Annotated in this window: 12 protein-coding genes; all 12 read right to left on the bottom strand. The window is 43.5% G+C overall.

Annotated elements, in window-relative coordinates; all coding sequences use genetic code 11:
* Positions 1–4: 4 nt before the first annotated feature.
* The 12 genes from RLO19_RS08800 to hepC all read right to left on the bottom strand — a co-directional run bounded on the left by RLO19_RS08800 (position 5) and on the right by hepC (position 16897).
* Positions 5–859: a sulfotransferase family protein gene (locus RLO19_RS08800; RefSeq protein WP_446355615.1), complete on the bottom strand. Its 855-nt coding sequence runs from the start codon at positions 857–859 to the stop codon at positions 5–7.
* Positions 860–890: 31 nt separating this feature from the next.
* A complete protein-coding gene (locus tag RLO19_RS08805; RefSeq protein WP_446355616.1) occupies positions 891–2312 on the bottom strand; it encodes an O-antigen ligase domain-containing protein in 1422 nt (473 codons plus the stop codon).
* A gap of 25 nt (positions 2313–2337) precedes the next feature.
* Positions 2338–3294, bottom strand: a complete 957-nt coding sequence (locus tag RLO19_RS08810; RefSeq protein WP_446355618.1) for a glycosyltransferase family 2 protein — start codon at positions 3292–3294, stop codon at positions 2338–2340.
* Between the two features lie 50 nt (positions 3295–3344).
* Positions 3345–4469: a glycosyltransferase family 4 protein gene (locus RLO19_RS08815; protein ID WP_446355620.1), complete on the bottom strand. Its 1125-nt coding sequence runs from the start codon at positions 4467–4469 to the stop codon at positions 3345–3347.
* 201 nt (positions 4470–4670) lie between these two features.
* Complete coding sequence (locus RLO19_RS08820; protein WP_446355622.1) at positions 4671–5561, bottom strand: sulfotransferase family protein; 891 nt, start codon at positions 5559–5561, stop codon at positions 4671–4673.
* A gap of 44 nt (positions 5562–5605) precedes the next feature.
* A complete protein-coding gene (locus tag RLO19_RS08825) occupies positions 5606–6484 on the bottom strand; it encodes a sulfotransferase (protein WP_446355623.1) in 879 nt (292 codons plus the stop codon).
* A 32-nt stretch (positions 6485–6516) separates the two neighbouring features.
* Positions 6517–9888 carry an FG-GAP-like repeat-containing protein gene (locus RLO19_RS08830; protein WP_446355625.1) on the bottom strand — a complete coding sequence of 1124 codons (3372 nt, stop codon included), beginning with the start codon at positions 9886–9888 and terminating at the stop codon, positions 6517–6519.
* Positions 9889–10162: 274 nt separating this feature from the next.
* The gene (locus tag RLO19_RS08835) at positions 10163–11050 is read right to left on the bottom strand and encodes a sulfotransferase family protein (protein WP_446355627.1); all 888 of its coding nucleotides are present in this window, start codon (positions 11048–11050) and stop codon (positions 10163–10165) included.
* 19 nt (positions 11051–11069) lie between these two features.
* On the bottom strand, positions 11070–13043 hold the full coding sequence (locus tag RLO19_RS08840) for a CRTAC1 family protein (protein WP_446355629.1): 1974 nt from the start codon (positions 13041–13043) through the stop codon (positions 11070–11072).
* Positions 13044–13082: 39 nt separating this feature from the next.
* The gene (locus RLO19_RS08845) at positions 13083–13976 is read right to left on the bottom strand and encodes a sulfotransferase family protein (protein WP_446355631.1); all 894 of its coding nucleotides are present in this window, start codon (positions 13974–13976) and stop codon (positions 13083–13085) included.
* A gap of 16 nt (positions 13977–13992) precedes the next feature.
* Complete coding sequence (gene hepA, locus RLO19_RS08850; protein WP_446355632.1) at positions 13993–15843, bottom strand: heterocyst formation ABC transporter subunit HepA; 1851 nt, start codon at positions 15841–15843, stop codon at positions 13993–13995.
* Between the two features lie 130 nt (positions 15844–15973).
* Positions 15974–16897 carry a heterocyst development glycosyltransferase HepC gene (gene hepC / locus RLO19_RS08855; protein WP_446355634.1) on the bottom strand — a complete coding sequence of 308 codons (924 nt, stop codon included), beginning with the start codon at positions 16895–16897 and terminating at the stop codon, positions 15974–15976.
* Between the last annotated feature and the right edge of the window lie 223 nt (positions 16898–17120).

The following is a 17120-nucleotide window of genomic DNA, read 5'->3' on the forward strand; positions in this document are numbered from 1 at the left end:
AATTTTACCAGGGATATCCCAGTTTAGACATTGTTGGTTCCATGATTTCCTTAATCTCTTGGAGTATGTTTGGATCTAATGAATCTTTCCACTTATTCGTTCGAGATGGGTCAGCTGTTGCCATTGCATAATTGATGATCGGCTCAGGAGAATCTAGTTCAGCAAAATTCGCAATTTCATGAATTTTCTCCTGCGGTGAACTAACCAAGTCCTCATAGCGTATTTCTAGGTAATTTTCTGGAGGCAACTTTCTGCCTTCAGCAATCGCTATTTCCATTGTTTCAGACCACTGTTTTGCCAGCAAAGCTTCACGAGAATATTGGTTTACCCATTCTTGCCATCCTGGGGGTCTTGCACCCCAGTAGTCTAAGGGGATACCCACCATTCTTTTGAGACGAGATGTGATCCGGGGCAGAAATACCGACCATTCCCAAACTGGGACTTCTTTGAGTCTAGAATAGGCTTCCTTCCAAGGGACATTCTTGGGGCGATTCAATTCTTTTTTCGTCGAATTAATTACAGAACGACCATCCCTGAGTAACATAATAATTTTGGCATCAGGGAAGACTGCCTGTATAAAAGAAAGGCGTAGACAATTTCTGGGAGTCTTATCGCAAATTCTTTTTTTGTGATATTTTTCCAGGTATTCAGTGAATCTTTTTTGAATATAACGTTTAATTTTGGGATTTAGATCGTTCTCTGTGAGATGATCATTGGTTTTATGGGTATTGCCCCACATCCAAATATTACTAATTTCTGCCCAGCCAGCGAGGTCAGGATGTTGGTCGAAGGCTTTGCCTAACCACGTTGTTCCTGAACGGGGAGCGCCGAGAATAAAAATAGGTTTTTCAACTGACATTATCAACCTCCAGTTTAGTTGTAAAATAAGCTTATTTCAATAAATTTATTTTATTTGGCGGCAAAGACTCTCTCAAGTTTATTTTATGTTGATGGTGGTGATACTGATGAGCCGCTATACCGATCCCTAAAAACCCCCACAGAATTGTACCCGATACACCCAACATTGGCACATTGATCGGTAGTCTGACCAAGGCGCTAATCACAGCGGCACGAGCGGCAACAGCAAAGGGATCGAAACCCACTTCAGAACTTTGAAACAAACTAAAAATAAGTAAGCTCATTCCTCCCATATAAAAAATAGTGCCAATCCAACCCAACTGAAAAAGCATCACCAAAATAGAGTTATCCGTCGCTACGCCACCTATTCCCAAACCCACAACACTGGTCAGTGCATCTCCAAATACCATTTTAAAATAAGCCTGTCTATTCTGAAAACTATTGTCATCCTCAAGACTGGAAAAGGTTTCTAATCGCTCACTTATTTTTTCGGAGAATGGTTCTAGCGTCGATAACGGAATAACCAGAATTATAATCGCAAAAAGGGTAATAATTAAACTAATTCGCTGCTTTGGCTTCAGAGAACTGATCAGCGTCAGTAATCCTGCCAACCAACCCAGCCAACTCGAACGGGCAAAGGTGAGCAATAAGGCTGAATAACCAGCGACTGAAGCTAGCACCTTTAAAACTTTTTGTTGATGATTACTTAATAACAGTAGCAAACCTGCTGCCATCATCGCGGCAAAAGGTTCGGTAGAGTTGAGTGTACTCCAAACCCGGAATCCAAAAGGTTCAGGACTGCCAAAGGTTGTCAATCCTGAATTAATCAACCAAAATCGATCCCACTCCGGCATTATTACATACTGTATGATTCCATAACCTCCCATCACCAATACACCCCAGACAAAAACGCGCTGCATATTTTGGCGATAATCGGGGTAATTGCGCCAATTCAAAAATAAGTGATACCCTAAAATTACTGGTGCTAGCCACTCCAACAAGGCGAGGCAAGCTTCAACGGGACTCTTTGAAATAAATCCCACTAAAAAGCTATAGAATATACCAGCAATCGATAGAACAAAAGGTAAGCTACCCTGGCGAGCCGTTTTAGGGAGATTTTGCCAGAGGGTAATTAAGGTAATTAACGTTACTAAGAAAGGGGCTAAGAGAATCGGACTGGGATTGCTAAAGCCACTCCGATAATCGACTAAGCGACGAACTAATGGTGTCAAAAACCACATCCACCAGCTAAAACCAATGTAAAGGACTGGATAGCGAAAATATAGGAACAAGCCTACAGCGAAAGCCCCCACTGGAAAAGCAAGGTTGAGTATTTTGCCAGCACCGGCTAAAATGCACAGTGCACAGAAAAAGACGAGTGCTAAGATAGCTATCCAAGCGGGCGCGGGTTGCAACTCCAGTCGGAAGCTTGAAGGTAGTGGTCTATCGCTCACTGAATATCTCCCAAGTCAAAGTATCTCAAGGTTTTGATTTAACTACGCTTCCAATCCTTGACCCTTGCCATGTTAACCACCCTTGCCACCGTCCTTGCATAGACGCTAACCATTTTTGTCCGGCTAAAGAACCTTGACTGGGTAAAAATCGCAACCATTGCACAAGACCGGGAGACTTTCTAGTTCCTACTAAAGTTGCCCATATTATAAAAATAATCTGTTGTAAACGTGGCAAATGTTCTAACAACGCTAAGGTTTCATTATGGACAGCATTGGTTAAGGCAATGGCATTAAATTGATGGCGTTGGTCTTCATCAAAACGCGGTGCTGGATAGTGATTAACGACAATATTGGGATCGTAAATCAGCTTCCAGCCGTTGCGTTTCAATGCCAAGCAAAAGGGAACTTCAAAGTCTACCTGCGCCCCCGTCCCGCGCATTCTTTCGTCAAAACGTAACGCTTTAATTGCATTCCGGCGAAAACTCATATTAACTCCTTTAAAAATATCAACGTATCGGGCTGCACCGACACCAAGATGATGATTGCCAATTAAGCGTCCGAACCACTGAAGGCGACCAACAACCTGCTTTGTCTCAGTTGTCCATAGTTCACCGTGGTAATAAATCATGTCGCGCCCCCCGACACCGCCAATGCGCTGATCAGACAAAAAATGATTTTCAATCCGTGCCAACCAATCGGTATGGGGAGCCGCATCGTCATCGGTAAAGGCAATGATATCTCCCTGGGCAACCTCAAGACCTGCATTCATTGCAGCTACGACTCCTGGCACCTTTACCTGCACGGTACGCAGTGGCAGAAAGTTAGGGTCAAAGGTTTCAAAGAATTGCCAAGTTTCCGTATCAGTGTTACGGATAATCACCAACACTTGATTGGCAGGTCGAGTTTGCTTTTGCAGCGCCTCCAGACAGCGTTTTAGGTCTGGCAGACGGCGATATGTTGGTATAGTAACGGTGATAATCATTAATATGTTTTTAAATAGTTTTATTGGGCTAAATAATTATAAATCAAAGATTAATGATAACCCAATGATTTAAATAATTTAATATAACGGTGTGCCATATTCGCCCAACTATGTTGCTCGGCTTTAGTGCGGGCAGATTGACCCATTTGTTTTCTCTTTTCTGGAGTTTTTGTTAAAATATTTAGGGCTTGGATCAACCCTGGCACATCATCCGGATCAGATAAAACTATGCCACAATCTGGGGTAACAATTTCTGCACCACCTGCGGTGGCGGCGGTAATCACGGGGAGTCCAGACGCCATCGCTTCGAGTAACACAAGTGTGCAAGCTTCATATCGCGAGGGAAACACAAATAAATCCACAGCGTTCATGATTTCGGCAATATCTGTGCGATAGCCGAGAAAATGAACTCGTTGACTTAGATTCAGCTTTTGGGTTAGCTGAGGATAGGGACTTCCGGCTGTACTTCCAGCAACGGCTAGGTGTAACTCAGGAACCTCAACTAAGGCGTGCAGCACCGTATCCAAGTTTTTTCGAGGGGTGCGGATGTCTCCAGCAAAAAACGCCAGGGTAACGCCTTCGGGAAGCCCAAGTGGAGTGCGATCGCGCCTTGTCGGACAAAACTCTTGCAAATCAACCCCATTTAAGATCACCTGAATAGACTGGGATGGGATTCCCATCTCTACCAGTTCCTGCTTAACCTTTTGTGAAACCGCCACAACCACTTTAGCTTGGATAAATGCCTGTTTTTCCCACCCAGCATTTAGCTTCGTGTAAAGCCACTGATAGAACCCATAGAGATCACGACGGATGCGCCAAGTATGCACAGGCGATCGCAGCCAGGAACTGTGGACGAAATGCACGGCGTTAACATCTCCGGGACTACTCGTGATCGCGCCATTAACTTTGACCACATCCAGTTCATCCCGGTGTTTGCTTAACCACCCAGCACTTCGCCAAGAAAAAACGAGATTTCGCAGCAATGCTGTGGGGAATTTCTGGACAGAGATATCAATCCACTGAACCTGACTATTTTGCTGCAAATCGAGTGCAACCTGACTGGCGATGAGGGTGACATGATGACCGAGACGGAGCGCTTCTTTGACCACTTCATAATTAACTCTGCCTTGACCATCGCCTTTATCCACAGTATGGGTAACAATACCAAGTTTCATAATATATTTGTCATTTGTTGATTGTTCATTGATAATCCTCTTCCCCTGCTCCCAGACGCGCCATGGCGCGTCTCTACATCGCTCCCTCTGCTCCCCCTGCTCCCCCTGCTTCCCCTGCTTCCCCTGCTTCCCCTGCTCCCCCTGCTTCCCCTGCTTCCCCTGCTCCCTCTGCTCCCCCTCAGCGATTAAAGAACCATTAGCCTATTTCAGCCAAGCCGACAGGTCTCGCTGTATAAGCGTTTGCAGCTTCTCAATATCCTCTCGATAAACTTCGAGCAACTCCTGACGAATCTCAGGTAAGAGAATAGGTTTAGCTCCTAAATTTTGCTTTTTGACACTCTCGCGAATCGCGAGACGTAATTTCTCGGAAAATAAAGGTTTAAACGCTGATTTTATCGGATTATCTTTAGTAAACAGATTCTGCAACCATCTTCTTTTAGGAACCCCTGATACGTTTTCTCTCTTGAAATCCGGGATAAAAGTATCATCTATGGCTAAAAAATTATAGATGTCTTGGACAACAGTCAAGCTATCTGATGCTAGATCATCATACAAATATATTCTAATCTGTTCTGGATCAAAGCTATCCAAATATCCTTTAATCTGACTGTAATAAAATCCCACTTGTTTGTAGTGCCATCCGGGTCGAAACCCCGCTTTAATCCGCTTTTCTTCTTCTTGAAGGGCTTGCTGAAACGTCAGAGTTTCAACGCCATCTCGAAACTGATAGAGAAACGCCGAAAACGCTCGCTCTACCGGATTGCGAAGGATGGCAATGAGTTTAGCCTTGGGGAGGTGGCTTTTGATCCGTTCCGGCGCTTTAGGAATATAGAGATACTCGGTAGAAGCTTCCCCAATAGCGATTTCAGTTGAAACTCCTTGAAAGAGTTGACAATATTGTTCTAAAGTCAAAGCCGTTCTTCGCCCATTATCTCTCACCCCGTTATTGTAAATGCTATAAAGCTCTGGGGTAAAAAATCGGGGTTCTTTCACCGGACTCATATAAACTTGGGGATGCTGATTTAAGTAGGAATAGAGAGAAGTCGTTCCCGCTTTTGCTGCACCAATAATCAGAAAATTAGGCATTATCATCGTTCATAACCGGGTACAGTGAACAGTAAATTTTTGACTTAGCCCTATAAATAACCATAAAGCGCGAGTTCTGACTTAGCAATTTGTTCGGCTGCGGCAATTTCGACGCGATCGCGTCGTTTATAGATGCTGATTGAGCTAGTTCTGGCTTGCTTAAATTTCTGGCGCAACTGATTATTTAGGCTACAGCCAAAATGGGCAACGACGGCTTCTCCATAGTGAATCGGATCACGAGCTAAGTCTTCATATTTCAATAACATAACCCGGTTACTGGCAATGATATCGGGACGACAAAAGAACTCATGACAGCGACGCACCATTTCTTTCCACATCCAGATAGCTCTTACGTAAGGTGTAGCCGCCAGAAATTCTGCTTCTAAACCTGGGTCAACCCACCAGGGAACATAACGGTGATCGTATTTACGACCGAGGGGGGCTTCGGCTGTCCGCAAGTTGGTTAGCTTTTCATCCGTCAACACATCGTATTTTCGGATGAGAGAATCGGCACAATCCCGACCATCGCGGTAGATATGGACAATGCGACAATTGGGTAAAGCGTTGTAGGTAAACTCTGGGGCAAAACTGAGAAAAGGCTCTTTATAAATAATCCGTTCGATGACTCGTTTTCGTTGCAACGCCTGAATCAGTTCTGTTGTCCCCATTGACTGAGTTAGCCATCTGTGGATTGCCGAGACTCGTTCTTCGGAGATCGATTCGATAAAATCGATCAAAGAGAACTCAAATCCCGTCAAAAGTGATTGATAAATTTCGGAACAGAGGTCACGATTGATCAGGTGGGGAATGACAATCGGCAGTAAATGCCCAGAAATACATTCTGAATGAGGTAAAGGTTTTAGAGAATCGAGTAAAAAAGTTGTTCCTGATCGGGGACAACCTAAAATGACATTATAGTCCATGTCCATAGCTGACAATATTCCCTCTATTAAGGTATTACTTAAAAAACCACAATATCGGCAAAACTGATATTGGCTTGGTTGGACAACGTGGCTAGCAATCTTTGGTCACTACCGCCAGCGCCATCGATATCAAAGAAGAGATTACCTGTACTTTGGTCATAGATAAAGCGATCCTCGCTATCTAAGGCTGTGGTTCCCAAGACAAACTGTTCGGCGCCAAGAACACCCTTTACCAGATCACCACCAAACTTTTCTCCCTTGACCTGAATTATGTCATCTGCTACAGAGAAGTCAGTAATCGTGTCTACTCCATCCGTTGTTCGGAAAAAACGGAATCTATCAGAACCTTCACCTCCTGTAAGCGTGTCATTGCCGAACCCACCAATAAGTAAGTCATTTCCTAAACCACCATTGAGAATATCATCACTAAACCCCCCATTCAGGTTATCATTGCCAGCATCGCCGTTGAGGATGTCCTCACCACCAGCGCCATGAAGCACGTCCCGCTTATCGCCCCCATTTAGGATGTCTTTACCATCTGCTCCCTTGAGGATGTCCCTGCCATTAAAGCCGTTGATGATATCATCACCAGCCGTACCGTTAAGAGTATCATCACCAGCCGTACCGTTTATCGTGTTATCTTCTAGAGCCGGTATGAATTCCAGATAATTAAGATTAAAAACTCCATTGATGATATCCAGTTGTAACTGTTGAGAACCAGCCGAAAGATTCAGAGCTTCGGCAACTACGTTTTGCCAGGACTGCCAGTCGCCTGTTTTGTCAAACTCAAGGGTCGTTGTTTGCCCATCAACTGTGACATTGAAACTGTGAATGTCTTGCTTGCCACTGGCGACACGAGCCACTAAATTGTATAGACCGGACTTTGGTACAGTGAAGTTGTAGGTTAGCCATTCTCCAGCGTCAGTCCAGCCAATGTTGTAACCTCCACCTACATCAGATGTGGCTTCAATATCCACTTGATCATTGCGATAAGCACCGCCAAAATTCTTTTTCGTGGTGTCATAATAACTAATACCCTGACCACCAGATGCGTAGTCTTCAGCTTCGATACGGATAGAAGTGTTGCTGAGCGGGTTGATTGTCAGGTTGACCGTGGCGGTATCTGTACTCTGGAGATCATCAACCTGATACACAAATTGATCAGTACCTGTGAAATCTACAGCCGGGGTATAGGTGATAAAATCGTCGCTCAAATCATCAGGGGTATCGTTGTCATCAACTACGGCGGTACCGTTGGTTGGAGGGGTAAGGATACTCAGCGACAGTACATCTGCCTCAGCATCGCTATCGTTACTCAACACATCGATATTGACAGGTGTATTTTCATTAGTGGTTACATCGTCATCTATGGCGATTGGAGCCGTATTTGCCCCGCTGTTATCTGCTTCTAAAACTGTAATTAATTGATTCGCTGAGATGTTTTCCAGCGTTTGAACAATCCCACTGGGCCAATGAATTTCTAATAAATCCACTTGGGTATTCTCCGCGAGTCCAAAATGAATGCGCTGGTGATTTTGCGCCCACTTATGGATTCCTCCCGATTGTTCACGCAGTTGGGTCACGCCTCCAGCCGTCACGAATACTCGTGCCCCTATTCCGTCTCGGTTTGAGACTGTGCCTTCTAGGTCGATTTGAAGCCAGTTATTGCCATTACCTTGGTTGCGGAAAAGCTGGTGGGGACCGTTATTACTGAACAATGGTGTGCCTTCCACAAAACCATTAGTGACGAATAAGTCAAGAAAACCATCGAGATTATAGTCAGCCGCCGTTACTGAGTCACCCAACCCCAACGCCGAACCAGCGGCTCCCCCGGCATTTGACACCGGAATAAATGTGCCATCCCCTTGATTCTCAAGCAGGATATTTTCCCGGTTTAAAGCTGACCCGGTGGCAACAATATAGAGGTCTACATCCATATCGTTGTCAAAATCGCCAGCCGTTACGCTGTTGCCAGCACTATTAATATTATTGATACCAGATTCGCTACTGACATCCACTAATCCTTGATCTGTATTGATCAAAAGTCGATCCGATGGGAAAGAAGGATTCGGATTAAAACCCAAAGCCGCCAATTCCGAAATCGGCTGAGTCGCTTCAACAAGAATAGCTTCTCGATTGATTGAGTTAAATATTTGCCAACGCTGTAAGCTGGCATCATAGCCAATATAAACTCCTTGATCAACACCAGGAGTATGAGGATAAATACCGACTACATTTGGATCATCTGGAGATAAAGTAAATTCACTAAAGTTGTTAACGGGAGTAGGATTAAAGCCACTAGAGCCGATGAAAATTTTATTAGCGGACGCTAAGGCAAATTTAAAAGTAACCTCTCCAGTGGTGTTGAATTGAACACCTTTCTCGTCGCCATTTGATCTAAAAAATACGCTAATATCGTTAGGTGTCACTTGACCCAACTCTGCTTGCGTCCCTCTACCTGTCAAATATAGATCTGGCAGCAGATCACCATTTAAGTCAGCCGAAATGACATCACTACCTGAGAGTAAATGTGTACTTGATAAGAGACTTGACGTTATGTCTGTAAACGGTGTGGAAGTCGTATCTAAAATTGTTTTGTTTTGGGGCAATACGAGATCTAAATTCCCATCTCCTGAAAGATCGGATAAAATACCAAATTTTACAGTCTCTGATTCAAGTCCTGGAACGACGACGGAGCCAACATTCTCAAAACCATTACTGGTTTGGCGAAAAATTGTCGTGGGGTCAAGACCATCCGATCTTTTGGTGGAGCCATGGAAAAGGTCAAGCAAACCATCGTTATCGAAATCAAACCAAATAGGACCTTGTGCCTTGGCGCTGGCGTAAGCTAGCCCTAATTCTGTCGCCCGATCTCTGAGTACACCTCCCTCATTAACAAATAATAAATTCGGTTCCGTTGTCGGTGAACCAACAAGCTGTAATAAATCCTGGTCTCCATCATTATCAAAATCTACCCATGTTGCTCCATGATGATCAGAGCTTAGTCCTGAACCTGCTGTTAATTCTTCTAGCAAGAAGACGGTAGAGGTAGCATCAGTAAAAGTGCCATCTTTCTGGTTTAGATATAAAATGCCAGGATGATTAAAGTGATTATTAACCCAGATATCGGGAAATTTATCACCATTGAAATCTCCCCAAGCTGAACCATAAGTCAGTCCGGCATAAGATATTCCAGCTTCATTGGTGACTTCTTCAAAACGAATAGTAGTAGCAGATATCGAACTATCTTCTGTGGGAGTTGTGCTACTCGTTTCCACTTCCTGATTCGATGCCACTATTTCTATAAGTGACTGATTAAGGAGTAAGTTTGGCTTGGCTGGGACTTGATCTTGCTCAAAGGAGGTTTCGGCATCAATATCGGCATATAATAAATCACAAATTATACACATAAGCCTGGGGAATTAATTGTCAGTTCTAGATTAATTTTTATGTTAACCCTTTCAAAAAAGCAAAATCAAGTAAATGTTTAAACTTCATCAAAACTTTATCTCAATACTTCTATAGAAATTTATGGTCTGATGCGGTACATCGGTAAGGGCGCAAGCCTTGGGTAAGGGCGCAAGCCTTGGGTAAGGGCGCAAGCCTTGGGTAAGGGCGCAAGCCTTGGGTAAGGGCGCAAGCCTTGCGCCCCTACATGCTTGGAAACCGCTATAATCTACTCAATTATTTCATCCACTTAGCCAGATCTCGCCCTAGAAGGGTTTGAAGGTTGACAATATCCGGTTTATACATATCAACTAATTTTTTTCTGATGTCAGAGTCTATAATTGTTTTTTTGCCCAGATTCTTCTGAGTGATACTTCGGTTAAGGCTTTGACGGATTTTTTTAGGCAGTAAAGGCTTAAGCGCAGATTTAATCGGATTTTTTTTAGTCAGAATTGTTTGTAAAACCTTATTTTTAGGAATCCCTGATACATTCTCTCTGGTTAATTCGGGTGTAAAGTCATCATCGACACCCAGAAACTGATAAATATCTTTAACCACAGCACTGCTGTCATCTACCAAATCATCATACAGGTAAATCTTGATCTGATCTTGTTCAAACGCAGCAAAATATTGCTTAATCCAATCGGCATAAAATCCTCGCTGCTTATAATACCAAAGCGGCTGCCATTTCTCTCTGATTCTGCTTTCTTCTGCTTCCAGTCCCTCGGCAAAAGAAAGTGTTTCGTAACCATCCCGAACTAAATGCAAATAACTAGAAAAAGCTCGCTCGGCTGGATCGCGAAGAATGGCGATTAATTTAACCTTAGGGATGTAGTGCTTGATCCGTGCGATCGCCTTCTGACTGTGCAGGTACAATGTAGACGCCTCACCAATCGCTATCTCATTGGTAACACCCTGAAAAAGGCGGCAATAGTCCTCAATCTGAGTCACTGAACGACTATTTATTCCCTGTGCTGGACCTTGAAAATCAAGGGTCTCACCTTCTAAGGCAAAAAATCTCGGTTCCTTAATCGGACTCATATAAATCTGAGGATGCTGCTTTAAGTAGGAATAAAGCGAACTGGTTCCAGCTTTAGCCGCACCGATAATTATAAAATTAGGCATGACCATTTTCATTTTCTCCTTAAGCTTTTTCAATGATTAACAACTGGTCAATGGGCGGATTTTTAATTTCCTGCAACTCACCCTCCGACCAAACTATCTTTATAGAATCTACTTGAGGACTTTCTCTTAACCCAAAGTACAACCGATAATGTCCCTGAGAAAAGTGCGACCCTTCCGCTTGACCAACGGCTTGAATTTGAACCCCGTCAGACGTAACCACCTCAACATGAGAACCAATGGCTTGGCGATTTTTAGGCGGTCCAATGAGTTTAATTTGTAGCCAATGATTTGTCGCACCGATATTGGAATACAGCTTCACTTGCCAGAACGAGGGTAAAGCGGATTGGGAAAATACTTTTTTGACGAACCGATTCAGGATAGAATCGTGATACCGTGTGGCTAAAAGTAAATCGCGATCGCCATCGTTATCGGCATCAAGCCAAGTGGCGCGGGACTCCAGTAATTCAGGGGATTTCACTTCTAGCATCTGAGTGGCTGTAAATTTGTGGTCTTGATCTTGGCGATATAACCCACCAGGTATTAGATGTAAATCGGTTAAACCGTCGTTATCGTAATCTACCCAGTTAGCCGTCAAAGCTTGAGTTGGGAGTCCGACTTGCTGGGGTTCAACCACTTCATAAGTCCCGCGATTATTGATTAATAAGGTATTGGCGTTGGGTGAGGCAAAAAATACATCTAAATCGCCATCTGCATCATAGTCAGCAACTGTCAATTTATTGCTATCCTCAAATCTCTCAATCACACTTCCGGGATTTGAACCAATTAACTGAGGTTTAAATTGTCCAGAATCATTGACATATAACCAAAACGCTTTTTCATCGACCCAAAATAAATCAATATCTCTATCTCTATCCGCATCTAACCAGGCAAAGATTCCCATGTTAGGAAAATCCAGATTAGTTTGGCTAGCCACGTTCACAAACTTACCATCAGAATCCTGACGGTAAAGCTGATTGGGAAACGTAGCCGTTCGACCAGCCGCTTGATAGCATACCGTGTAAATATCGAGACGATTATCTGCATTAAAATCCACCCAAGCCGTCTGTAAAGCTGGACAGCCATCCTTGACAATTCCTGATTGAGCAGTAATATCTTGAAAAGTTTGGTTACCCTGATCAACTAATAATTCATCGCTGAACCTCTCCGGAATTTTATCCATTCTCCCCTTGAGACCCCCGCGCACGATGAAAACATCAACCATGCCTTCTGCATCATAGTCTGCCCAAGCCATACCGTGACGATCTCTTAAATATAAGGAGAATTCGTGGGACTTGGGATTGACAAATTGATTGCCCACAAACACGCTATCTATAGGAAGGTCATTATCTAGCTGGAACGTGATCGGCAGGCTAACGTTATGAGGTGTAAAGACGAGTTTACTGTCCTTGTTTTCACTTTTAAATTCCAAGGTTGACACAATGGCTCCGGAAGCAAGTTTGTCTTCGGTGACATTGACATCAAATTGCTTGTTTTCTTTGATGTTTAGGGGAGAAGATAATTTAATAATTCCTTGAATTGAATTATTATTTTTATTGTTTTTTATAATTAAGCTTCTGTCTTTCCAGTAAATATAGATACCTGGTTTACTAATTTTAGGCTCAGTTCCCGAATATTCCAGACCAGGAAAATCGTAGTCTTGATCCAGTCGCAACGACGATATCCTATTTTTGGTAAATTCTCCATTGCCTTCACCCAGCAAGAGTAACTGACCATGATTATGATTAGACGTGAAGATATCTAAATTTTTGTCAGAATTAACATCAACAACGCCTAAGTCAAATAATCTAAACTCATGGGTTAGTAAAGGACGGGAAGTAAACCAGGTTTTGTTTTCTGTATAAAGATTTAATTCTTCATTGGCAGGTTGCCCAACGATATAGTTAATGCCAATCACTAAGATAGCTGTACAAATTACTAAAGCTAATGTACGAATAGTCAATAGTGGATATTTAGTCTTTAAACGCTTAATCATTATTTAGATGCATTTTTTATATTCAGGACAAAAAGTTATTCATGTTATCCAGTCAGAAAGGTCTCGTTGGATCAGATCCTGAAGCTTTAAAATATCTTCTTTGTATAGTTTTATCAAGTCTTGGCGATCCTCTGGCGATAAAATAGGTTTCGCTCCTAAGTTTTGTTTATCAAACGTTTCCGCAATATTTCGACGGAGCTGTTCCGGTAAAAACGGTTTAAACGCCGACTTGATCGGGTTGTCTCGATTAAACAGAGAATACAACAGCCTACTTTTAGGAACGCCCGATATATTTTTTCGACTTAAGTCAGGGGTAAATGTATCATGTACACCCAGAAATCTAAAAATATCTTGGACGACAGCCGTTGAGTTTGCCGCCAGATCTTCATAAAGGTAGAGTTTGAGCTGCGATCGCTCAAATGTATCATAGTAGCGCTTGAGCTGATCATAATAGAATCCTTTTTGCTTATAGTAAAAAAGGGGTGCCCATTTCTGCTGTATCCGGATTGGCTCCTCTCTTAAAGCCTCGGCAAAGGAAAGGGTTTCATAGCCTTCTCGAACTAAGTGGGCAAAACTTGAGAAAGCCCGATCAACGGGATGACGCAGGATGGCGATGAGCTTTACATTGGGGAGGTAGTGCTTTATCTTTGTTGCTGCTTTAGGGCTGTAAAGATAGATCGGGGAAGCTTCACCGATCGCAATCTCATCGGACACATCCTGAAACAGTTCGCTGTAGGCAGCAAAACTGGTTCTAGAGGTTCGATTTATTCCTTGATCCGGACCTTGAAAATCAAGGGGTTCCCCCTCTAAGGCAAAGAATTTGGGTTCTTTAACCGGACTCATATAAATTTGCGGGTGTTGTTGAAGATAGTAATAGAGAGAGCTAGTTCCCGCTTTAGCCGCACCGATAATCAAAAAATTAGGAAGTACCATAAAATTAACTGATCTCCTATCTGATTTGCCCCAATTCGTGTTGTATTTGGTGATAATTCCAAAGCTTACCCCGCTTCTCCAACAACTCCTGATATCCTCCCTGCTCCACAATCTGCCCTTGCTCAAGCACCACAACTTTATCCGCCCGCATAATCGTCGATAACCGATGAGCGATCGCAATCACGGTTCTTCCCACTGAAAGCTGCTCTAATGACTCCTGAATCAGCCGCTCTGACACTGAGTCTAAAGCACTCGTGGCTTCATCCAGAATCAGAATATCTGGGTTACGCAGCAGAGCTCGCGCGATCGCAATCCGTTGTCGTTGTCCCCCTGATAACCTCACTCCGCGATCGCCTAAACGGGTGTCCAACCCTTCGGGCATTTCTTCGATAAACTCCAAGGCATTGGCTAAACGAGCCGCTTCCCGAATGGCAGTCTCATCGGCTCCTTCTGTGCCGTAAGCGATATTATTGCGAACTGACGTATTAAAAATAAACGTGTCTTGGCTAACAATCGCTAGCCGACGACGTAAAGAATTAATGTCAAATTCCCGCAAATCGATGCCATCCAACAAAACCTTTCCCTGTGTTGGATCATAGAATCGGGGAATTAGATCCGCTAAGGTGGTTTTACCCGCACCAGACGCCCCCACCAAAGCCGTCGTCTTTCCTCGTTCAATGGTTAGCGTAACGTTATGTAATACAAGATTATCCGCCTCATACCCAAAATCTACACCGACAAACTCAATCCCTCGCTGTAAGCCTTTAAACTGAACGGTTCCATCTTTAAAATAGGGTTTATTGTCACTCCTGAGTAACTCTTTGATATTATTCAGTGACCCTTGAAAATCACCGAGTTTTGCTCGAGTTCCATTGAACTGACGCACAATGGGCATTAGGCGAAACAAGACAAATAAGAACGTCAAAAATGAAGCTGGTTGTAGCTGATTATTGGGAATAAACGTCGTAAAAGCAAACAGCAACATCCCAATAATAATTGTAATGGACATCCCCTCGGAAAGCGGTCCGACCAAATTACTCGCTTTCACGATTTTGGTCATCGTATTGACAATTTCTGAACTGGCACCATAAAAACGCCTGCGTTCAAAATCCTGGGTAGCAAAGGCGTGAACCGTGCGAATTCCGCTGATAAATTCAACGGCTGTGGCGACAAACATTCCATTGGCTTTTGACCGTTCAAAGCTGGCTTCTCGTACCCTAGCAATCAATGTTGATACTCCAACGGAAAGCAGCGTAAACAACATCAAGGAAATGATCGTCAATTGCCAGGATATCAACACCATTGAGATGATATAAGCCACTAGGGTTGAACCCCGAGTAAACAGAAAAGCCATCACCTCAAACGACTGTTTAATTTGCTCAATCTCAGTCGTTAAACTATTGAGCAGTTCACCCGAACGAGTCTTAGAAAAATATCTCAGACTCAATCCTTGAAGCTGTTCAAACATTTGCTTTCGCAGCCCATCAATGAGATTAATCTGAGCAATCTTACTATAAACCAGTCCTAAGTAGGTCAACCCACATCGCAGCCAAGTAACCAGTAAAATCAGAGCAGATACCCGATAGAGTCGTTCCCTAGCGGGTGCATTGACCGCTAATACCCAAACATCAAGCCACTCAATTCCCGTTTTAACTGGCTCAGCCTCTGGGCTGGTAAAACTTTGTAAGAAGGAAAGGATAAACCCGACTCCGAATCCTTCAAAAATTGCCGCCAGTAATGTAAACACCACAGCCAGAACAGCAATTCGGCGAAAGTTTTTAAACTCCCGAAATATAAAAGCATTATCCTGCCAAAATTTTGTGGTTTTCAGGAAATTGCGGATTGGGTTAGGAACCTTTAGGAGCATGGGTATTTGATGAACAGCAGGGTTAGACTAGGGTTAGGTTTGGAGCCTCTCGATGCTAGCAAAAACATTCAAGACGACAACAGACGCAGGGTCAAGTTTTTTACGGGTAAATAGTTGCAGCCCGCCTCATCTAGTAAGCGCCAAAACCTGAGAGTACCTTGGGAACTGTTTTCAACAGCAGCATCAGATCCTGCCGCACTGACCAACGACGGAGATAGTCGAGATCCCAATGATTAACTGTTTCTAAATCCAGCAGAGTTGACCTAGCTTCTACCTGCCAACTTCCCGTGATTCCAGGTCGTGCATTCAACCGCCGCCTTCCTTCAGGGCTCAGCCGTACAGCATCATACAAAGCCCAGGGGCGGGGTCCAACTAAGCTGAGTTCACCCCGTACCACATTAACTAATTGGGGTAATTCATCCAAGCTATACTTTCGCATCCAACGCCCTAGAGGGGTCACACGGGGGTCATCTTCGCGCTTGTGTAATCCTGGCATATCACCCATCACTTGATGGTGCTGCTTCTCGGCATCCACCACCATGGTGCGAAACTTGAGAATCCGGAAAAACCTGCCCCGTTTCCCAATCCGCCATTGCTTGAAGAAAATCGGTCCTGGCGAGGACATGCGAACCCAAAATGCTAATAGCAGCAGGATGGGACTCAACACAAGTAATAAGAAAGAAGCAGCAAGTACGTCAATAATACGCTTGAGAAACCAATTTAGGGGACGGCGCTTTCTCGGTAATTCCCGAAGAGAAGGAATTCGCAGAAAGACGGGCTTCCCCGCTTGCTCACAAGCATCCGCCCAACGATTGAGTTGAGTCTCTCCTAGTTCGTAATCTAAGGAAACGAGTTTGACTGGGGAACGTTTTAAACATTCAGTTAACCGTTGCTCATTCTCAAGCGTACTCAGACATGGATGGTTGGCTACATCCCCACGCCTGACCAGCAATTTATTCTGTCGCCACTTCAGCATACACGAGTGTGGACAACGTTCTGTCTTTTGCTGGTGAGTAAAAGTTGAAGTCTTAAATAAAACTTGGGATTTGATCATTAGTATTTATGAGTAGATGACCCTCTTGGCACTTGCCGACAGAAAAAAATTTTTATTTCGATCGTATAATAATCTTAATTGAATAAAAACATTTTTGCTTCAGTGTATTGTAAAGATTCGATGAAGCCTAGATGAAAATTACATGAAGAACATCTGGAATTATAGCCAGTCTCAATGATTCATGAAAACAGATGAGACGGAAAACCTTGCCCAGCAATACTTG

The sequence above is a fragment of the Coleofasciculus sp. G2-EDA-02 genome, assembly GCF_040226375.1.
Lineage (GTDB): Bacteria > Cyanobacteriota > Cyanobacteriia > Cyanobacteriales > Coleofasciculaceae > Coleofasciculus.